Genomic DNA, 20,143 nt, shown 5'->3' with positions numbered 1-20,143 from the left:
CGCTTCCCGGGTTCAGTCGTACTGCCGGTCACCGGCCAGGGCCGAGGCCAGGGTGCCGGTGATCCGGTCGAACAGGCGCTCGAACTCCAGCAGCCAGTAGCCGTTCGCCTCCTGGCGCGGCGTGTCCGGCAGGAAGCGCACATGGCGTCCGCCGGTGGCCTGCATGTGATCGATGAAGCGCTGGGCCCCGGCACGCTCGCGGAACCGACAGCGGTAGGTGTGGCCGACGCGTCCCTCGCGGCGGCTCTTGTCCACCGCGGACGCGAGCCCGGACAGCAGGGCCGCGCCCAACTCTCGTTCCACGGCGACGCGATCCTTGGGCGGATGTTCGGCGAGGAAGATGGCCAGGCGGGTCAGACGGTTGGTGAAGTACTCCGGCGGCAGGTCCAGTAGCTGCTCGGAACACACGCGGATGTCGTTGATGCAGGAACCCCCGGCCACGTACTTGGCGCGGTGCTCGCCATCCGCGGTCTTCAGTACTAGGCCCTCGGCACCCTCGGCATCCAGTTGCCGGATCAAGCGGCCCAGGGCCTCGGTGTCTGCGGGCGTGAACCGTCCATGCAGCGGCGCCGGTGGCAGGTCATGGCGCTCCATCAGTGCAAACTTTTCGTCCTGCGGCACAAAGCCCGGCTGGCCGAGCCGCATCAGGTCGAACACGAACAAGCCGACGTCGTCCGCGACGCGCGGGGTGGAGCCCTCCAGATAGGGCGTGTCCGGCCCGGCGATTTCCGTGCAGAGCACCAGATCGGGTTCCGCCTCGAACACCGCGAGGTCCACGAAATCCGGCACCCGGTCGGTACTGAATGCACAGACAAACCCGCCCCGGCTGAAGGCGACGACCCGGCCTTCCCAGCGCAGGATGCGCACGTTGAAGCCGTCGATCTTCTCCTCCGCCCAGAACGGCTGATCGAACTGGCGCGGCAGGCCAGCCTCCAGCGACTGGATGCGCCCGATGGCCGGGTAGCCGGGGACCACCGAGCCATCCGGAAGCACCACGGAACCGCGCGGGTAGTGATTCACCGGCTCCAGCAGCCGGGCGTATTCCAGCCCGTCGAACGTCAGGGCCTCGGCCCGGTGGTTCGCGATGGCGTCCTGCAGGGTTTCGCCGTCGATCATGCGTTCTCCGGTTCCAGCGTCTTGCGCAGCCCCTGGATCTGGTCCTCCAGGGCCTCGGTGTGGCGGCGGGCCTTGTCGGCCTGGGTGACCAGGCGTCGCGCCATACTGATGATGCGGAGTTGGCGTTCCATCTCGGTCATGCTCAGCGAGCCGAAGGTGCCTTCGCGCAGCAGGGCTGCCTTCAGTTCGGCATAGGCCGTCTCCACCGTGCTTACGGCCTCGGTGGCCGCCAGGTCTCTGCCGTTCTCGCTTTCCAGGTTGGCGAGATCCAGGGCGCGGATCGCTTGCTCCTGCCAGGCGCGGCGCTGTTCGCTGACGATCGGGCGTTCCTCGCCGGTCGAGTGGCGGCGAAGCTCGGCGATCTGGTCGGCCAGCACCGCAGTCTCGCGATGATAGCGGGCGATACGTACCGCCTCGGCGATGCCGTGCCCGACCGCCTCGGGCATCGGGTGGTTGGCCGTGCGGGCGGCGAAATCGCTGATGGCAGTGGTCAGCTGTTCCACGGCGGCGCGCCGTGCGTCCAGGGTGCCCGCGGCCGGCGGGTCCGGGCGCAGGGCCTCGCGCGCCATGGAGTGGCTGATGTCGGCCAGGCGCTCGGTTTCCTGCAACAACGACTGCAGCGCCAGATCGGGGACGCCCCCGCTGTGCTTGTCGAGAAAGCGCGGCTGGGCGATGTCTTCCTCCCGGGTACGGAAGCGCGTCTGCAGAAAGCGGATCATCGGCGGGGCGACCGGAACCATCAGCGCCACGCCCAGCAGGTTAAAGGCGGTGTGGAACAGCGCCAGCAGCACCGCGGGGGCCGGGGCCTCGCCGGTGCTGCCCCAGATCCAGGCGATCGCGGCCAGGAACCACGGCAGGATCAGCAGCGCAACGAGCGCGGTCAGGCCGTTGAACATCACGTGCGCGGCGGCCACGCGTTTGGCGTTCGGGGTGGCACCGATGACCACCAGCAGGGCCTTCACCGTGGTGCCGAGGTTGGCGCCGATCACTGCGGCGGCCGCGGCTTCCAGCGGTACCGCGCCGCTCATCGCGGCGGTCAGGGCCATCGCCATTGACGCGGACGAGCTCTGCATCAGCACGGTCAGCAGCGCACCGATGCCGACCATGATCAACAGCCCGACAAAGCCCGGTCGCGCCAGGGCGGAGAGGTCGAAGGTCGCGCTCAGGCCCTCGAAGGCCTCGCGCAGCACGTCGATCCCGAAGAACAGCAGGCCGAAACCGGCCAGGGCCAGACCCAGGTAGCGCGGGCGTGCGGCCTTCATGAACAGGTAGAGCAGGGCGCCGATGCCGATGGCCGGCAGGGCGAAGGCCTCGATCCGGATATTGAAGCCAATCAGGGCGACCAGCCAGCCGGTCATGGTGGTGCCGACGTTGGAGCCGAAGATCACCCAGACCGACTGGCCGAGGGTCAAAAGCCCCGCGTTGGCGAAGCCGATGGTGGCGACGGTGACCGCGCTGGAGGACTGGACCAGCGCGGTCACGCCCATGCCGGAAGCGAGCGCGCGCGGGCGAGTCCGCGTCCAGACGCCAAGAATATGCTGCAGGGCCTTGCCGCCGGCGGTCTTCAGGCCGTCGGTCAGCAGCGTCATGCCGAGCAGGAACAGCCCGAGACCGCCGAGGAAGCCGGCGATCAGGGCGTAGGTGCTGACGGCTTCGGCCTCCGGCATGCGAGCGGATTACAGCGTGATGGTCTCGCCAAAGGCCGGCACATGGGCCTCGGCGCCCAGCTCGTCGCGCAGGCCGGCGGCCAGCGCCTCGCGGGCCTCCGGCTCGCCGTGAACCAGGTGGAACACCGGCTGATCGCGAAAGCCACGTGCCCAGTCCAGTAGCTGAGTGCGCCCGGCATGGGCGGAGAAGCCGCCCAGAGTGTGGACCTTCGCGTTGACCGCGACCTCGTCGCCCAGCAGCTTGACCCGCTCGGCGCCATCGACCAGCCGCCGTCCCAGCGTCCCCGAGGCCTGGAAGCCGACGATGACCAGGTGCGCCTCGCGCCGCCACAGGTTGTATTTCATGTGATGACGGATGCGCCCGCCGTTGCACATGCCGGCCCCGGCGATGATGATCGCGCCGCCAGTGATGCGGTTGATCGCCATGGATTCCTCGACCGTGCGACAGACCTGCAGCCCGGGAAGGTAGCCACTCGGGTCGCCGTTTGCGGCCTTGTGCAGGCGCTCCATATCCTCGCTTTTCAGGGACTTGTGAAGCCGGGCGTAGAGTTCGGTCACCTTGATCGCCATCGGGCTGTCGAGGAATACCTTTTGCTGCGGCAGACGCCCGGCGTGGTGCAGCATGCCCAGGTGGTAGAGGATCTCCTGGGTGCGCCCGACCGCGAAGGCCGGGATCATCACGTTGCCACCGCTGGCGGCGGCCTCCGCGAGGATCTGCGCGAATTCCTCGATGGTCTCGTCCATGGGCCGGTGGTCGCGATCGCCGTAGGTGCTTTCCAGCAGCACGTGATCCGCGTGTTCCATCCGCGCGGGTTCGTGCATCAGCACGGCGTCGGGGTTGCCGAGGTCGCCGGAGAAGACCAGGTGCCGGTCGCGCCCGCCGGACGGCACGATCAGGTCGACGATCGCGGAGCCGAGGATGTGCCCGGCATCCCGGAAGGTCAGCCGGATGTCGCCGGCAATGGTTTGCGTGTCACCGTAGGGCACGGCCTTGCAGAGTCCCAGAGTGGTCGCGACGTCGTCGATGTCGTAGACCGGCTCGACCAGGGGCTTGTCCGCGCGCCGGCGCCACTTGTTCTCCCACTCGATGTCCTTGCTCATCACGAAGGCGGCGTCCTCGAGCATGATCTCGAGCAGCTCCTCGGTCCCCGGTGTGCAGTAGATCGGGCCGCGGTAGCCGTCGCGAACCAGCTTGGGCAGGAGCCCCGAGTGATCCAGGTGGCCGTGGGACAGGACGACGGCGTCGAGTTGCCCGGCGAGTTCCGCGAGCGATTCGCGGTTGGCCTCGTCGGCGTCATTGCCGCCCTGATGCAGGCCGCATTCCAGCAGGATGCGGGCGTCGTCGGTCTCGAGGAGATAGCGCGACCCGGTGACCTCGCCGGTCGCGCCCTTGAAGGTGAGCTGTGCCATGTCTCGAAGTGTACGCACGGAGCGGGCTCTGTGTGCAACCGTGCGGGGGTGGTTCGTTGACCGGGATCAATTCCGGTTGCGATCCGGTCTCGCGGCGGTTGACCCGCTGGCGGCGGCGGGGGAGGCTGAGGATCTGTGGATACAGGAGACGAGGGGATGCGGCTGATCAGTCCTGCCTTCCGTGACGGCGAAGTGATGCCGGTCGAGGTGTCGGCCCGCGATGCCAACGAGCTGCCACCACTGGAGATTCATGAGGTTCCGGATGGCGCACAGAGCCTCGCGCTGATCCTCGAGGACCTGGATTCGCCGCTGGGCGAGGTGACGCACTGGCTGGTCTGGAACCTGCCGCCAGACACGCATCGGGTGGACTCGCTGCATCTGCCGAGTCAGGGGCGCGTGGGCCTGGATGCCTTCGGCAAGGCCGGGTATCTGGGCCCGATCCCGCCGGAGGGCTGCCACCACTATCGTTTCCGCCTGCTCGCCCTGGATGAGGCGCTGGATCTGGCGCCGGGTGCGACGCGCACGCAGTTCGACGTCGCGGCCGAGGGGCATGTGCTGGCCAAGGCCGATCTGACCGGCGGGCTTTGTGCGGGCACCCCGGACTCCGACGCGTCGAACTGATGCCCATCCCCGGACTGAAGCCAGGCCGTTCATCATGAGCCAGTACCGCCCGGAAGCCTTCTTCTCCACGGTCAACCCCACCGTGTTTACCGCCTCCGCGATCATGGTGGTGGTGTTCGTTGCCTTCGGGGTGGCCTTGCCGTCCACCGCCAGCATGGTGTTCGATGGCATCCACGGATTCATTACCGAATACCTCGGCTGGGGCTACCTGCTGGTGGTCACGTTCTTCCTCGGGTTCCTGGTCTGGCTGGGGTTCAGCCGCTACGGCGCGATCCGGCTGGGGCAGCCGGACGACCGGCCGGAATTCGGGTTTGCCGCCTGGTTCGCGATGCTGTTCTCGGCCGGCATGGGCATTGGCCTGGTGTTCTGGAGCGTGGCCGAGCCGGTCCTGCACTATCAGAACCCGCCGATCGGTGATGGCGAGACCGCTGAGGCCGCGCGCCAGGCGATGGTCTACACCTTCTTCCACTGGGGGCTGCATGCCTGGGCGGTGTACGTGGTACTGGGGCTGTCGGTGGCGTATTTCAGCTTTCGCCACCGCCTGCCGCTGACCATCCGCTCGATCTTCTACCCGCTGCTGGGGGATCGCATCTACGGCCCGATCGGGCACGTGATCGACATCCTCGCGGTGTTCGGCACACTGTTCGGGCTGGCCACCTCGCTGGGTTTCGGGGCGATGCAGCTCAACACCGGGCTCAACGTGCTCGTCGACATGCCGGTCTCGCACTGGTACCAGGTCGGCATCATCACCGCGATCACGGCGGTGGCCGTCTTGTCGGTGCTCTCCGGACTGGATCGCGGGCTCAAGTGGGTCAGTGTGTTCAACCTGGTGCTGGCGATCAGCTTCATGCTGTTCGTGCTGTTCGCCGGCCCGACGCTGTTCATCCTGCGCTTCCTGCTCGACTCCACCGGCGGCTACTTCCAGCAGCTGATCGAGCTGAGCCTGCATACCGACGCGATCGGCGGCTCCGAGTGGCAGAAGGACTGGACCATGTTCTACTGGGCCTGGTGGATCGCCTGGTCGCCGTTTGTGGGCATATTCATCGCGCGCATCTCGCGCGGGCGTACCATCCGCGAGTTCATCGTCGGCGTGCTCGCGCTGCCCACACTGTTCGTGTTCGCCTGGATGGCGATCTTCGGCGGCACCGCGCTGCACATGGAGCTATTCGACGAGGGCGCGGGCATCGCCGCTGCGGTCGCCGAGGACACCACCGTGGCCCTCTACGCGACCCTGGCCCAGCTGCCGTGGACGACCTTCGCCTCCGGGATCGCCACGCTGCTGATCGCGACCTACTTCATCACCTCCTCGGCTTCGGGCACCTACGTGGTGGATGCGCTGATCTCGCGCGGGTCGAAGCACTCGCCGAAGCGCCAGCGCGTGATCTGGGGCATCACCGAGGGGGCGGTGGCCGCCACGCTGCTGATCGTCGGCGGCGAACGCGCGCTGGACAGCCTGCAGACCGGCTCGCTGACCGCCGGGCTGCCGGTCGCGATCATCCTGGTCTTCTGCTGCTTCAGCCTGATGCGCGCCCTGCGCCGCGAATACCGCGTCGAGGGCGTGGAGCCGCCCTGGCGCTGAAGGCTACGCGTGGCCGTCCGGGAGCGTGCGGAGCAGGTGTTCGATCTGCTCCGGCTTGATCCCGGCGATGTCCTTGATGGGCAGAGTGACGGCAAAGCCGTTGCCCAACTGGCTCAAGTCCAGTTCCGTGTCCAGCTGCTCCAGCATGCGTCGGGCCAGTCCGGCCTCCAGGACCATCAGTAACACCTTGCGGCCGGACGAGTCTTTCAGGTCCATCACCGGGTTGCGCCGCAGCTGGGCGATGCCCTGACCGTCCAGCAGGGTCAGTCCGGCGGCTCCGACACGCTGAACAATCTCGATGGCGCGATCGGCCTGACTGCGAGGGACTACGGCGACGAGCAGAACGAATTGCATGGCGAAGTCTCCGGCGTTCGGAACGTGTCAGGGCGTATGCGTCAGGTGGCCGACGAATTCCATGCCCTGCAGCGCGGCGGTATCCAGGGTAAAGGCCAGTCCGTTGTAGGGCTGAAACAAGTCCATCTCCAGGTTCAGACGGCGGGCGATGCGTTCGGCCTGCTCGGTCTCCAGTTGCCATACACAGACCGATTCGTTGCCCTGGTAGGTCACACCGAGGAAGGTCATATGCTCGGGGAAGCCGAGGCCCGAGCCGTGCAACACCGTGCCGTCCGCGCCGCCTTCTTCGTTGGCGATGGCCAGGGCCTGTTCTTCGCGGTCCTGGTCGATGATGGCCACCAGAAAGGTCTCCGCCATGAGGCGTCTCTCCCTGCTGCGGTTCGCGTCAATTACCGAGGTAGCGGCGCAGCACCCGCTGCCACTCGTCGGATTCCAGAATCTCGAGGATAGCCACGTTCATCGGGGCGCGCAGCGGCGAGCCCTGGGGCAGGGCCAGGGCATAGTCCTGGCGCAGGAACTCGACGGGTAGCACCTCCAGTTGACCGGCGAAGTGTTCGCGCACCTGGTAACGAAGCAGCGGGGCGTCATAGACCATCGCGTCGGCGTGCCCGTTGGCGACCGCGTCGAGGGCGGACCTCAGGTCCGCGTGGTCGCGGTAGGCGAAGCCCTGGTCGTCCAGCCAGGCGGCGGCACTGGAGCCGCCGATGGTGGCGATGCGCTGGCCCTCCAGGTCGGAGACATTCTGGATGCCGGTATCCAGTGAGCTGACGGTCAAGGTGGTGGCGATTGCGGCGGTGAAGGTGGAAACCAGGATCAGGGCCGCGAACATCCAGACCAGCGCGATCGCGCGGCCGGGCAGGGTGCGCGGGGCCTTGTCGCCGTAGCCGACCGTGGTCATGGTGACGGCGGCCCACCAGAAGGCCGAGCCCAGCCCCTGTGCGGAGCTGCCGCCGAACTCGTCGGCGTTGCGGTGACGCTCGAACAGCCATAGCAGTGCGCCGACCAGCAGGAGCAGGCCGGCGAGCGCCAGTATGATCATCAGGAATGGCACCGAGATGAATGCCCGCAGGGCGCCGGCGACCGGGTTGCCCTGCTGGGGCACGGCAATGGACAGCCCGGTGCTGTAGTACGGATGGGTGAAGTCGACGCGCTCGGCGCGCTCGGCGGTCGCGGTGAGGGCCGCGACCGAGACATCGATGCGGTCGTCCCCCAGGCCTGTGATCAATTCCTCGAGGCTGACCTCCTGGTACCCGTAGTCCAGTTCCAGGCGTTCCGCTACCCGTTCCCAAAGCTCGATCGCGATACCGGTCGGGGTCGCGTCGGCCGCGTCCGGGGCGATCACGAACGGCGACACAAAGCGGGTGCCCACGCGCACGCTGGAATCGAGGTCTGCGGCGCTGGCCCCCGTCTCCTGGGCCTGGGCGGCGGGGATTGCCAGCAAGGCGGCGAGCAACCAAAGGGCCGTGGCGAGCAGTGCGGAGGGCGCGATCAGGGAGCGGGGCATGCGAGCTTCCGGTGGGGGCTTGGTCGTACCATAACCGGTACGCTGTCACCGTGGCAGTCCGCGTTGCCGCGTCAGGAGATAAGCCCATGCGGGACCCGTTTGCCAACTGGATCGAGGCGCCATCCCGGTCGAATCCGGGCGACGCAGCGGATATCGGGTTCATGCTGGACTGGGCGAGTGCCGAGGCCCGTCACCGCGAATGTCTGTTTCTGCCGAGGCTGTTGCCGGAACGGGACCACTGGCCGGGTGATCTGGGCACAGCCCTGCACGCGCTGGGAGTGGGGGCGGTACACGAGGCCTCGCGGGCGTCAGCCGCGGTCCTGGTCCCGCCGTCCGAGATGGATCGGGTGCGGGAGCTCCCGGGGTCGGCGTTCAATCGCGGCCTGCGCAGGCATCGCCGGGTGGAGCCCCGTGCGGGTCGTTTTTATCCGAGGGCGTTCATTGCCGGCCATGCGGGCGTCGAGGCCGGCGATCGCGAGCTGTTCCGGGTCGGGGCGCTGGAGGAGGACCGCCTGGTGGCGGATCTGAACCATCCACTGGCGGACCATGAGCTGCGGTTGCAGGCGCGGGTCATGGCCCGCCACGCCCACGGGCGTGATGACGACCACTCGGTGGATGTGGCCCGGCTGCTGACGGCCCGCGGGCCGGGCATGCAGGCGCGCTGGCGCGGACGGCCGACCGACTTCTGGACCGACGGCGCGCTGGCACGCGAGGATCCGGACCCCGATGCGGCGTTTTATGCCGAACCGCGCCGGGTACACCACCTGGATGCCACTGCGCGCGCCGAGATCGCCGCGCTGTATGGCGCTTGCATCCCGGCCGGTGCGCGGGTGCTCGACCTGATGAGCAGCTGGGAGTCGCACCTGGACCGGGTGGAGACGCCGGAAGCGGTGATCGGGCTGGGCATGAACGCGCAGGAGCTGGCGGACAATCCCCGTCTGACGTCGTCCCTGGTGCACGACCTGAACCTCCGCCCGGAACTGCCGTATGCGGCGGGGAGCTTCGACGCCGTGGCCTGTACCGCGTCGGTCGAGTATCTGACGCAGCCGGAGGCGGTGTTCCAGGCAGTACGCGAGGTGCTGAGGCCGGGCGGGGTGTTCGTGGTGACCTTCTCCGACCGCTGCTTCCCGACCAAGGCGATCGCGGTCTGGGAACGCCTGTACGACTTCGAGCGCGTGGGGCTGGTGCTGGACCTGTTCCTGCGCGCCGGTTTCACGGATCTCGCGACCTTTTCCCTGCGCGGCCTGCCGCGGCCGGCGGATGATCCCTATGCCGGACGGCTGGAGCATGCGGACCCGGTGTTTGCGGTGTGGGGTTATCGATGGGACTGAGGGATGGGCCTTTGCCGACACGGGCGGAGGCTTCGCGGGCAAGGCCGCTCCAGCAATGGCAGGGCTCGCCGAGCCGAGGCAGCCTGCCGGAAAGCGATCGGACCGGACTCGGTTCTCAGGCTGGGCAGGTCTGGCCCCCCGAAGAACGTTTTAACCGGTAAACTGCGCGATGATCCCGGGAAACGCCGATTCATCGGCGTTTCCCGGCGGCACAAGGAGGTGCCGCCGCAATCGACCACCGCAGGGGGTTGATTGTGAAGCAAGCTGCAAACCGCGTTTGCAGTGCAGCGTGCGCTGAGAAAGCCAGGATGGCTTTATTCAGCGCTTCCTTGAAAAGTTGCCCGCGCCGCGGGCCGGACCAGTGGGGAGCGCATGGCCGCAAGCAAGGCCAAATCCGGGGGCAAGGGCAGCAAAACGGCAGAGCCGGCCGCACCGCCGAGCCTGAGTGGGCAACTCCTGCGTGGTCTGCGCGAGGGTGCACTGCTGATCTTCGGCATGCTGGCGCTGTATCTGCTGGTGGCGCTGGCGAGCTATCACCCGGGCGATGCCGCCTGGTCGACCACCGGCGACGGCGAGGGTCTGCGCAATCTGGGCGGCACCACGGGCGCCTGGTTCGCCGATATCGCTTTCCATCTGCTCGGCTATCTGGCCTACCTGATTCCGCTGGCCGTGGGCGGCATTGGCTGGTGGCTGTTCCGGCACCGCCGCGAGGCGCAGATCGCCAGCCCCATGGAGCTCACCGTGCGCGGGCTGGCGTTGATCGTGGCGCTGATCGCCGGCTCGGCCCTGGCCGCGCTGCACCTGATGCCGGGCGGGATGCCGGTGCATGCCGGCGGCATCCTCGGCGACCTGTTCGGCGGCTGGGCGGTCGCCGGGCTGAGCCTGGTGGGCGGGACACTGGTCCTGCTGGCGCTGTTCCTGGCCGGGGTGACCCTGTTTACCGGGCTGTCCTGGTTTCTGCTGATGGATCGTCTCGGACAGCTGGCCGTGCGTGGCTGGGAGCGTGCCCGCGTGGCGATCGACTCGGCCCGTGACCGCCGTATCGGCGCCCGCGAACGGGCCGAACGCGAGACCCGGGTGGAGAAGGAGCGCAAGCGCACCGAGAAACGCACGCCCTCGCGGGTGGAGCCGCGTATCGAGGCGCCGCCACCCAGCCCGCGGGTGCAGAAGGAGAAGCAGGTCCCGCTGTTCTCCGAGGGGACGGGCGCCGATCCACACCCGCCGCTGGCCCTGCTGGACGAGCCGCCGCCGCCGCCCGACGGATTCTCCGAGGAGTCGTTGCAGGCGCTCTCCCGCCTGGTGGAACTGAAGCTGAAGGACTTCGGGGTCGAGGTCGAGGTGGTCGCGGTGCAGCCGGGGCCGGTGATCACCCGCTTCGAATTGCAGCCGGCGGCCGGGGTGAAGGCCTCGCGCATCTCCGGGCTGTCCACCGATCTCGCGCGTTCGCTGTCGGTCATGGCCGTACGCATCGTCGAGGTGATCCCGGGCAAGTCCACGGTGGGGCTGGAGATCCCCAACGAGAACCGCGAGATCGTGGCCCTCTCGGAAATCCTGCGTTCGGATCTGTTCGACTCGAACAAGTCGCCGCTGACCATGGCGCTGGGCAAGGACATCGGCGGCGGCCCGGTGATCGCGGATCTGGCAAAGATGCCGCATCTGCTGGTCGCCGGGACGACCGGTTCCGGGAAATCGGTGGGCGTCAACGCGATGCTGCTGTCGCTGCTGTACAAGTCCACGCCGGAAGACGTCCGCCTGATCCTGATCGATCCGAAGATGCTGGAGTTGTCGGTCTACGAGGGCATCCCGCATCTGCTGTGTTCGGTCGTCACCGACATGAAGGATGCCTCCAACGCCCTGCGCTGGGCGGTGGCGGAGATGGAGCGGCGCTACAAGCTGATGTCGGCGATGGGTGTGCGCAACATTGGCGGCTTCAACAAGAAGGTGCGCGATGCCCAGGCCGGCGGCGAGCCGCTGAAGGATCCGTTGTTCAAGCCGGAGGAGGCGATCACCGAGACCGAGGCGCCGGAGCTGGAGCCGTTGCCGTTTGTTGTGGTTGTGGTCGACGAATTCGCCGACATGATCATGGTCGTGGGCAAGAAGGTGGAGGAGTTGATCGCCCGGCTGGCGCAGAAGGCCCGCGCCGCCGGCATCCACCTGATCCTGGCCACCCAGCGTCCGTCGGTGGACGTGATTACCGGGTTGATCAAGGCGAACATCCCTACCCGTATCGCCTTCCAGGTTTCCTCGCGCGTGGACTCGCGCACCATCCTCGATCAGATGGGTGCCGAGCACCTGTTGGGTCACGGCGACATGCTCTACCTGCCACCGGGCAAGGCGATGCCCGAGCGCGTGCACGGCGCGTTCGTCAGCGACAACGAGGTGCATCAGGTGGTCGAGTACCTCAAGTCCACCGGCGAGCCGGACTACAACGACGCGATCCTCGACGAGCCGGAGGCGGGTGCGGCCAGCATCCCGGGGCTGGAGTCGCCCGAGGGGAACGGCAACGAATCGGACCCGCTCTACGATCAGGCCGTGCAGGTGGTCATCGAGTCACGCAAGGCCTCGATCTCGTTCGTCCAGCGCCGGCTGAAGATCGGCTACAACCGCGCCGCGCGCATGGTCGAAGACATGGAGGCCGCCGGCCTGGTCAGCCAGGTACAGTCGAACGGCAATCGCGAGGTCCTGGTTCCCGGCCCGAACGACTGAGCGCCCCGAACCCGAGGGCGTGGTTGGTGTCCATGTCCCTGATCGCGTGACGCGGTTCGTCATCCCTGTGCAGCACATTCACGCCGGGTTAAGCCTCGCGGCGCATCATGAATCGCATACTCATCCATCCTGGAGACTGCATGAACGCTCGTCCCCTTACGTGTCCGGGCGCCCTCTGGCGGGCCCTGTCCCTTGGCCTGGTACTGGCCTTGACCGCCGTTCCGGCCCTGGCCGCCGACCGCGGTATGGAGGATGCCCGCGCGGCGCTGGATCGCTTTGTCGATGGCCTGGAAAGCTTCTCCGCCGAATTTACCCAGACCGTGCGCGACGACACCGGCTACGTGCTGCAGGAGTCCGATGGCCGCATGCAGCTGGGGCTGCCCAATCGCCTGCACTGGGAGGTGACCGAGCCGTTCCCGCAGACCATCGTCTCCGATGGCGAGGACCTGTGGATGTACGACCCGGACCTGTCGCAGGCCACGGTGCGCCCGCTGGGGGATGCCTTCGACGCCACGCCGATCGCCGCGATCACCCAGCCGGAGCGTCTGGACGAGCACTTCCGCATGTCACTGCGCCCGGTGCCGGGCGGCGATGCCCTGCGCCTGGTGCTGGTGCCGCGCAACGAACAGGCCGACTTCACCAGTCTGGACCTGGACCTGACCGCGGATGGCGACCTGACCCGCATGGCCTTCCGCGACATCTTCGGACAGGAGACCGTGATCCTCTTCCACGAAACCGAACGCAATGGCGAACTCGACCCGGGCGTGTTCACCTTCGACCCGCCGGCCGGGACCGACATCTATCGGCCTTGAGCGAGGTCCGCTCGCGGGTTATCTGCCACAAAGCGCACAGAGGCCACGGAGAAAATCACTAAGCTTTCAGGTGCGTAGGATGCGTTGAGCGCAGCGAAACGCATCGGTCGGAAGGCGGCGATATTCCGGGTGATCGATGTTGATGCCTTTCGCTTTGCTCAACGCATCCTGCACATGGGCTGTGATACCCCCTTGGGTTGTCTCCGTGCCCTCCGTGGTTCAATAGTCCTTCTTCGTACCTTCGCGCACTTCGTGGTGAACAAGGCTCTTCGGCCCGAGGGGTTACAATCCCTGCATGAGTGATTCCCCCGAAGGCGATCTGTTCGGCCCCGATCCGGACGTGGCCTCGCCCGAACCCGAACCGGCCCCGGTAGCCCTGGATCCCTCGGCGCCGCTGGCCGAGCGCATGCGTCCGGCGCGTCTCGACGAGATGGTCGGCCAGGACCACCTGGTCGGCGCCGATGCCGCGCTGCGCCAGGCGATCGAGCAGGGCCAGACCCCGTCGATGATCCTCTGGGGCCCGCCCGGCTGCGGCAAGACGACGCTCGCGCGGCTGGTGGCGGCGGCCGGAGCCCAGCGCCTGGTCACGCTGTCCGCCGTGCTGGCCGGGGTCAAGGACGTCCGTGCGGTCGTCGAAGCCGCGAAAACCCGCCGCCGCAATGGTGTCGGGACGCTGCTGTTCATCGACGAAATCCACCGCTTCAACAAGGGCCAGCAGGATGCGCTGCTGCCGCACATTGAGGACGGCACGCTGACCTTCGTCGGCGCGACCACCGAGAATCCTTCGTTCGCACTCAACAGCGCGCTGCTGTCGCGCGCGCGGGTCTATCGCATGGAGGCGGTCGGGGCGGAGGCCATCGAGGCCCTGATCGACCGGGCCCTCAATGACCCCGAGCGCGGTCTGGGCGGGCGCGGCCTGACGCTGGACCCGGAGGAGCGTCAGCGTCTTGCGCGCGCCGCCGATGGCGATGCCCGGCGTGCCCTGAACTGGCTGGAGACCGCCTCGGACCTGGCGCGCGATGGCGCCATCACCGGCGACGCGCTGCGCGCGGTGATGGGGGCGCAGTCACTGGCCTTCGACCGTCAGGGCGATGCCTTCTACGACCAGATCTCCGCCCTGCACAAGTCAGTGCGCGGGTCCGATCCGAACGCCGCGGTGTACTGGCTCACCCGCATGCTGGATGCGGGCTGTGACCCGGACTACCTCGGTCGCCGCCTGCTGCGCATGGCCTACGAGGACATTGGCCTGGCCGCGGTTGGCCTCGGTGCGCGGGTGCTGGTGGCCTGGCAGACCATGGAACGTCTGGGCCGGCCGGAAGGCGATCTGGCGCTGGTACAGGCAGTGATCGAACTGGCCTCCGCACCCAAGAGCAACAGCGCCTATGCCGCGCTGAACGGCGCGCGGGCCGCGATCCGCGACAGCGGCAGCGCGGGCGTGCCCCTGCACCTGCGCAATGCCCCGACCGAGCTGATGCGTGCCGAGGGCTTCGGTGCCGGGTATCGCTACGACCACGACGAACCGGACGGGTTTGCGCGTGGACAGGTCTATCTGCCCGAAGGGCTGGAAGAAGCGCGCTTCTATAGTCCGCGCCGGGATGGTACCGAGCGCGCGCTGGCGGAGCGTCTGGAGCGTCTGCGCGGCGGCGGTGAAGATCCCGGGGACCGGGGTGACGGGGTGACATGAGGATTCGACATCACAAGAGCTGGCTGACGGTCGCGGCGATCCTGTTCGGGGTCTCGCTGGCGTGGATCCTGTTGACCACCGAGTGGCCCAGCCTCGGCGTTCCGCTGGGCGAGCTGGAGGTCTGGCTGCTCAGCTGGGGCCCTGGGGCCTACCTGGTATTCGTGCTGGCGTTTGTCGTGCTGGCCCTGTTCCCGCTGCCGAGCACCTTCTGGATCCTGCTGGGCGGGGCCTTGTTCGGTCCCTTCACCGGTGGCGCCCTGAGTCTGCTGGCGGCCACCGTGGCGGCGGTCATCGCCTTCATGCTGGCCCGTACCTGGCTGCAGCCCTGGCTGGTTCCGCGCATGGGGCCGCGCAGTACCCGGCTGCGCGAGGATGTGGAGGCCGAGGGCTGGCGCGTGGTGGCCCTGACCCGGCTGGTACCGGTGTTTCCGTTTGCGCCCACCAACTATGCCCTGGGGCTGGTGCGCCTGCCGCTGCCCGTGTTTGCACTGACGACGGTGGTGGCGCTGATCCCGGGCCTGTTCGCCTATGCCTGGCTGGGGCATGCCACCCGCGAGGTGGCCAGTGGTGCCGACAGCGGGGTGCAACTGGGTCTGGCGCTGCTCGCGGTGCTGGCATTGCTGCTGTTGCTGCCGCGCCTGGTGCGGCGCATCTGGCTGGGACAGAAGATGCTGCGCTCGGAGTCAGACCCAGGCGAGCAGGACTCCGAGGCCCAGGGCGAAGAACAGCAGCGCGGCGAGCGCGCGTAGCAGCCGCAGCGGCAGGTGGCAGGCGAAGCGCTGTCCCAGCCATACGACCGGCGCATTGGCTACGACCATGCCGATGGTCGAGCCGATCACGACCAGGATCAGGTTGTCGAAGGTCGCGGCCAGCGCGGCGGTAGCCACCTGCGTCTTGTCGCCCATCTCGACCAGGAAGAACAGCACCGTGGTGGTCCAGAATACGCCGTGTTTCGAGGTGGCCGGCAGCTCGTCCTCGCTATCCGGCACCAGCACCCAGGCGGCCATGACGATGAAGCCGATCCCCAGCCCCCAGCGCAGCCACTCGTCCGGCACGCTGGCGCCGACCCAGACGCCGGCCAGCGCGGCGAGGAAGTGATTGGCCAGGGTCGCCACCACGATGCCCCAGATGATGGGCCAGGTCTGCTGGTAGCGGCAGATCAGGAGCAGCGCGAGGAGTTGGGTCTTGTCGCCCATCTCGGCGATGGCGACGATGACGGTGGAGACGAGCAGGGCTTCCATGATGGTCTTCCGGGCCAGGCGGCCAATGCGGGCAGCGGTGAGGCCAGGGGGTTCCCGGGCCCGCCGCGTCGCGCCCCCCTGAAGCAGGCAAAAGTGTAGAAGGCGGCCCCGTTACCGGCAAGAACGGGCTGCGCCGTGCGCGGGCCTTGGGTAGGATGCGCGCGATGAAAGCCTTCGTACGCTGGGTCGATCGCGCACCGCTGTGGCTGTTTGCCCTGTTGGTGGCCACGCTGGGCCTGGCCCCCTGGATCCCCGAGCCGCATGTCGCGGAGAAGCTGCGCTGGCTGCTCGCCGGCGAGCTGACCCGGGTGCGGGACATCCTCGACCTGGTCATGCACGCCATCCCCTGGCTGTTGATGGCCTTCAAGCTCTACCGGACCAGCGTTACGGTTAGGGGCAGGCCCTGATCCGAGTGTTTCTCCGCAGCTTGTGGGAAATCGACGCCGGGCGTGCCTGCCGCTACGGTTGCAGCACGTTTCAAGCACTCAGGAGAACTCCATGCGCTTTATTGTTGCTGTCACCGCCGGTACCGACGACCCCACCCGTGCGACGCTCGGCATGATCGCCGCCAACGTGGCCAAGCAGCAGGGCCATGACGTGACCGTCTGGCTGCAGGGCGAGGCCGTGAACATCGCCAACCGCAATGTCTACGACAAGATCGTCGGCCACAACATGCCGGCAATGAAGGACATCGTCGATTCACTGGTCAGTGAAGGCGTCCCGTTCTGGGCCTGCGAGGCCTGCGCCAAGGGCCGCGACGTCGGCGAACACAATTTCCTGCCGAACGCCGAGATGGCCGGCATGGGCCAGTACGTCCAGGCCGTCGCCGACTTCGACCGCTCGATGAGCTTCTAATCGTTCATCGTTGCTCGCGGGCGGGGGTGTGATCCCCCGCTCGTTCTGATCTCCCGCCCCTGCCAGTGCCCCGAACTGGCACATTGCATGCTTGTTTGTTCCGCGAGGCATCCGCGGATCATGAGCATGAGTCAGAATCTCCCCCCGAATACCCTGTCCCCGAGCGTTTCGTATGAAGAGGCCATTGGCGACTTCCTGGTCGCCTCGCGCAAATGCGAGGTAGTGAGCCTGGAGCGCCTGCTGGAGGCCGTGCAACTGGTCGGGTGCATCCGTGCCCTGGTGCATCAACTGCAGCGTGAACGCGGCGCTTCCAGCCTCTGGATCGGCTCGGCTGGCCAGCGTTATGCCGAGGAGCTGGGGCAGTATCGAACCGAATCCGACACCACGGCGGCGGCCTTTCGCGAACACCTTGATGGCTGGTTACAGCCGGGGGCCTGTGCCCACGCGCGCAGCCGGTTGCTGGGGCGTATGGCACTGGCCCTGCACGGGCTGTCCGGGCTGCCCAGCCTGCGCGAGGAGGTCAACGAGCGCACGCTTTCGCCGATGGAGGCGATGCGCGGATTCAGCGAACTGATCCGGTCGCTCCTGGCCGTGGTATTCGAGGCAGCGGATTCGGCTACTGACCCGGAGGTCTCCGGTGCGTTGGTCGCTCTTTTGAACTTCATGCAGGGCAAGGAGCTTGCGGGTCAGGAACGCGCGATCGGTGCTGCGGGCTTTGGCCAGGGCGTGTTTGACGGCGAGCTGCGCCAGGCCCTGTTACACCGTATCGATGCCCAGGAACGTTCGTTTCGCATCTTCTCGGAGTTTGCCCCGGAATCGGCCTGCGGCGCCTGGCGTCAATTACAGGGCGCGAGCTTCGCCGCCGAGGTCGAGCGCCTGCGCCGTCAGGCCTGCACCCAGGCCGATGGCCAGCCGGCCCCGGCCCGGGCCGAGGCGTGGTTTGCCTGCACGACTGCGCGTATCGACGCGATGAAGGAGATCGAGGATCGGCTGGAGATGCACCTGAACGAGTGCTGCTCCGCGCGCATCGTGGCGGATCGCGCGGACCTGGGTGCGGTGCGTGACCGTATCGCGCAATTGGCCGAGTCGGAGTTGCGCGACAGCGTGCCGTATGCGGTGTTCTTCGGTGCGCCCGAGGGGCTGGATTCCGACGGCGTGGGCGGCGATAACCCGCTCAATGTGCCGATCGTCGGACATTCGGTGATGGACCTGGTGCAACGCCAGGCCAGTCGTCTGCAGTCGGTGGAGGACGAGCTGCAGGCGGCGCGCCAGGCCTTGGCCGAGCGCAAGACGATTGAGCGAGCCAAGGCACTGCTAATCCAGCATCGCGGCCTGACGGAGGACCAGGCCTACAAGCTCCTGCGCCAGACTGCGATGAACCAGAACCGGCGTCTGGCCGAGGTGGCCGAGGCGACCGTCGCCATGTCTGACCTGCTGGGGAAGGGCCTGTAGGAGCCGCCTTGGCGGCGAAGCCCCTGCCCGCGCCGGACTTTGGCAGGGGCTTCGCCGCCAAGGCGGCTCCTACGGCGGGTTAGGTCGCCCTCTGGCAGCGCACTATTGCAGGTCAACTGCACCGCAAGTGCGCCCCAGGCTGGTGCCTCAGGGATCGGCTTCCGGACTTCGGGCTTCCCGCAAGCGTTCGACCCGGTGTTCGAAACCATCCGATTTTTCCGCGCCACGTGGCGATTGTTTCCCGCATGGTCGCCTAGCAACGGCTAATTGGCACACCTCCTGCAGGAGTATGGGCAAGACGAGCCAACGGCGGTTCGTCGCCTGACAACAGGGAGACCCGATGACCGGGGCTCCCGTGAGACTGGACAAAGGCGTCCATCACCCGGCTGCACAAGCGGCCGGGCTGATGCGACGCCTTTTTTCGTTTTTGGGATGTGTTTGCTGACAAGGGGAGTGAACCCGTAATGACCGATCAAACGAACGACACGAAGAACACCTCCGGCCTGTCGCGCCGGCGTTTCCTGGGCGGCATGGCCGCCGGAATCGGCGCCACGGCAATGGGCCTTTCGGGCGCGGCGCCCTGGGGCTATGCGAAGGCCGGCAATGGCAAGCCGGAGACCACCGAGGCGAAGCTCGGCTTCATCGCGCTGACGGATGCCGCACCGCTGTTCATTGCGTTGGAGAAGGGCTTTTTCGCCGCTCACGGCATGCCCGATGTGCAGGTGCTGAAGCAGTCCTCCTGGGGCACGGTGCGCGACAACCTGGATCTGGGGTCGCAACGCGGCGGAATCGATGGCTCGCACATTCTCACGCCAATGCCCTACCTGATCCATCGCCGGGGCACGCCGATGACGATCCTCGCGCGACTGAACCTGGCCGGGCAGTGCATCTCGGTCGGGGACGAGTACGCCGACCTGAAGGTCGGCACCGACACCACGGAGTTCAAGGGCGCCCTGGCCGAGAAGGCCGCCGGCGGTGACGACATTCGTGCGGCGATGACCTTCCCGGGCGGGACCCATGATCTGTGGATCCGCTACTGGATGGCCGCCGGCGGGATCGATCCGGACCGCGACATCGCCACCATCGTGGTCCCGCCGGCGCAGATGGTTGCCAACATGCGCGTCGGGTCCATGGACACCTTTTGTGTCTGCGAGCCGTGGAACATGCAGTTGATCAATCAGGGCATCGGCTACACCGCCAACACCACCGGCGAACTGTGGCACAACCACCCGGAGAAGGCGCTGGGCATGCGTGCCGACTGGGTGGAGGCTCATCCGAACGCGGCGCGCGCCCTGACCATGGCGGTGATGGAGGCGCAGATGTACTGCGAGGACCCGGCGAACAAGGAGGAGGTCGCCGAGATCTGCTCGCGCCGGCGCTACATCCACGCCCCGTACGGCGACATCATCGACCGCATGCAGGGGAACTTCGACTACGGCACCGGCCGCGTGGTCGAGGACCACCCGGACCAGATGCGCTACTGGAAGGATCACGCCTCCTATCCGTTCAAGAGCCACGACCTGTGGTTCCTCACCGAGGACATCCGCTGGGGTTATCTGCCGCCGGATCTGGACATGCCGGCGCTGGTGGACGAGGTCAACCGCGAGGACATCTGGCGCGAGGCGGCCGCCGAGCTCGGTATTGACTCCGCCGACATCCCCGAGTCCACCTCGCGCGGCAAGGAGGCCTTCTTTGACGGCAAGGTCTTCGATCCCGAGAACCCGCAGGCCTATCTCGACAGCCTGGACATCAAGGCGATCGCGTCCTGACGCGGCGGCCCGACGACACCCGAAAAAAACGATTCAAGAGGA

General features: G+C 67.4%; 18 protein-coding genes. 11 read left to right on the top strand and 7 right to left on the bottom strand.

From position 1 onward, the window contains the following. Positions 1 to 12: 12 nt before the first annotated feature. The 3 genes from D579_RS0105325 to D579_RS0105315 are packed head-to-tail and all read right to left on the bottom strand — an operon-like array spanning position 13 to position 4,193. On the bottom strand, positions 13 to 1,116 hold the full coding sequence (locus D579_RS0105325) for an RNA ligase (protein ID WP_018951318.1): 1,104 nt from the start codon (positions 1,114 to 1,116) through the stop codon (positions 13 to 15). Further along, positions 1,113 to 2,783, bottom strand: coding sequence for a Na/Pi cotransporter family protein (locus D579_RS0105320; RefSeq protein ID WP_018951317.1), 1,671 nt, complete (start codon positions 2,781 to 2,783; stop codon positions 1,113 to 1,115). Before D579_RS0105320 ends, D579_RS0105325 begins: the two co-directional genes overlap by 4 nt. Before the next feature lie 9 nt (positions 2,784 to 2,792). Further along, complete coding sequence (locus D579_RS0105315) at positions 2,793 to 4,193, bottom strand: MBL fold metallo-hydrolase RNA specificity domain-containing protein (RefSeq protein ID WP_018951316.1); 1,401 nt, start codon at positions 4,191 to 4,193, stop codon at positions 2,793 to 2,795. Positions 4,194 to 4,349: 156 nt separating this feature from the next. Here D579_RS0105315 and D579_RS0105310 point away from each other — a divergent pair, with 156 nt between their 5' ends. Further along, the gene (locus D579_RS0105310; protein ID WP_018650412.1) at positions 4,350 to 4,814 is read left to right on the top strand and encodes a YbhB/YbcL family Raf kinase inhibitor-like protein; all 465 of its coding nucleotides are present in this window, start codon (positions 4,350 to 4,352) and stop codon (positions 4,812 to 4,814) included. 34 nt (positions 4,815 to 4,848) lie between these two features. After that, positions 4,849 to 6,393, top strand: a complete 1,545-nt coding sequence (locus D579_RS0105305) for a BCCT family transporter (RefSeq protein WP_018937975.1) — start codon at positions 4,849 to 4,851, stop codon at positions 6,391 to 6,393. Between the two features lie 3 nt (positions 6,394 to 6,396). On the opposite strand, the gene D579_RS0105300 is transcribed toward D579_RS0105305, so the two are convergent. From D579_RS0105300 to D579_RS0105290, 3 genes are read right to left on the bottom strand one after another with little or no spacing between them, the layout of a single operon-like run. Then, positions 6,397 to 6,747 (bottom strand): hypothetical protein, encoded by a 351-nt coding sequence (locus D579_RS0105300; protein WP_018937974.1) that lies wholly within the window; start codon positions 6,745 to 6,747, stop codon positions 6,397 to 6,399. 27 nt (positions 6,748 to 6,774) lie between these two features. Next, positions 6,775 to 7,104, bottom strand: a complete 330-nt coding sequence (locus tag D579_RS0105295; protein ID WP_018650411.1) for a hypothetical protein — start codon at positions 7,102 to 7,104, stop codon at positions 6,775 to 6,777. A gap of 28 nt (positions 7,105 to 7,132) precedes the next feature. After that, positions 7,133 to 8,251, bottom strand: coding sequence for a transporter substrate-binding domain-containing protein (locus D579_RS0105290; RefSeq protein WP_018951315.1), 1,119 nt, complete (start codon positions 8,249 to 8,251; stop codon positions 7,133 to 7,135). 86 nt (positions 8,252 to 8,337) lie between these two features. Between D579_RS0105290 and D579_RS0105285 the strand changes: the two genes are divergently transcribed. The 5 genes from D579_RS0105285 (at position 8,338) to D579_RS0105265 (ending at position 15,533) form a co-directional block, all read left to right on the top strand. Then, a complete protein-coding gene (locus tag D579_RS0105285) occupies positions 8,338 to 9,582 on the top strand; it encodes a methyltransferase domain-containing protein (RefSeq protein WP_018951314.1) in 1,245 nt (414 codons plus the stop codon). Positions 9,583 to 9,954: 372 nt separating this feature from the next. Continuing rightward, the gene (locus D579_RS0105280) at positions 9,955 to 12,288 is read left to right on the top strand and encodes a DNA translocase FtsK (RefSeq protein ID WP_018951313.1); all 2,334 of its coding nucleotides are present in this window, start codon (positions 9,955 to 9,957) and stop codon (positions 12,286 to 12,288) included. A 140-nt stretch (positions 12,289 to 12,428) separates the two neighbouring features. Next, a complete protein-coding gene (lolA, locus tag D579_RS0105275) occupies positions 12,429 to 13,100 on the top strand; it encodes an outer membrane lipoprotein chaperone LolA (RefSeq protein WP_018167937.1) in 672 nt (223 codons plus the stop codon). Positions 13,101 to 13,395: 295 nt separating this feature from the next. Then, positions 13,396 to 14,784, top strand: coding sequence for a replication-associated recombination protein A (locus tag D579_RS0105270; protein ID WP_018951312.1), 1,389 nt, complete (start codon positions 13,396 to 13,398; stop codon positions 14,782 to 14,784). After that, positions 14,781 to 15,533: a TVP38/TMEM64 family protein gene (locus tag D579_RS0105265; RefSeq protein ID WP_018951311.1), complete on the top strand. Its 753-nt coding sequence runs from the start codon at positions 14,781 to 14,783 to the stop codon at positions 15,531 to 15,533. Before D579_RS0105270 ends, D579_RS0105265 begins: the two co-directional genes overlap by 4 nt. Here the strand turns inward: D579_RS0105265 and D579_RS0105260 are convergent. Next, positions 15,468 to 16,025, bottom strand: a complete 558-nt coding sequence (locus tag D579_RS0105260; RefSeq protein ID WP_018951310.1) for a TMEM165/GDT1 family protein — start codon at positions 16,023 to 16,025, stop codon at positions 15,468 to 15,470. The two genes, D579_RS0105265 and D579_RS0105260, sit on opposite strands and share 66 nt — an antisense overlap. A 164-nt stretch (positions 16,026 to 16,189) precedes the next feature. On the opposite strand from D579_RS0105260, the gene D579_RS0105255 reads away from it, so the two are divergent. From D579_RS0105255 to D579_RS0105240, 4 genes are all read left to right on the top strand, one after another. Beyond that, positions 16,190 to 16,432, top strand: coding sequence for a hypothetical protein (locus D579_RS0105255; protein ID WP_018951309.1), 243 nt, complete (start codon positions 16,190 to 16,192; stop codon positions 16,430 to 16,432). Between the two features lie 91 nt (positions 16,433 to 16,523). After that, positions 16,524 to 16,880 (top strand): DsrE family protein, encoded by a 357-nt coding sequence (locus D579_RS0105250; RefSeq protein WP_018167932.1) that lies wholly within the window; start codon positions 16,524 to 16,526, stop codon positions 16,878 to 16,880. 126 nt (positions 16,881 to 17,006) lie between these two features. Beyond that, complete coding sequence (locus D579_RS0105245) at positions 17,007 to 18,332, top strand: nitrate regulatory protein (protein WP_018650405.1); 1,326 nt, start codon at positions 17,007 to 17,009, stop codon at positions 18,330 to 18,332. A 464-nt stretch (positions 18,333 to 18,796) separates the two neighbouring features. Then, entirely contained in the window at positions 18,797 to 20,101 is a 1,305-nt protein-coding gene (locus D579_RS0105240) for a CmpA/NrtA family ABC transporter substrate-binding protein (RefSeq protein WP_018951308.1), read from the top strand. The last annotated feature ends 42 nt before the right edge of the window (positions 20,102 to 20,143 follow it).

Origin of the sequence: Thioalkalivibrio sp. AKL12 (assembly GCF_000377925.1) — a bacterium.
Classification (GTDB): domain Bacteria; phylum Pseudomonadota; class Gammaproteobacteria; order Ectothiorhodospirales; family Ectothiorhodospiraceae; genus Thioalkalivibrio; species Thioalkalivibrio versutus.
The sequence above is the reverse complement of the archived record's forward strand: the minus strand, read 5'-3'. Positions and strand labels throughout refer to the sequence as shown.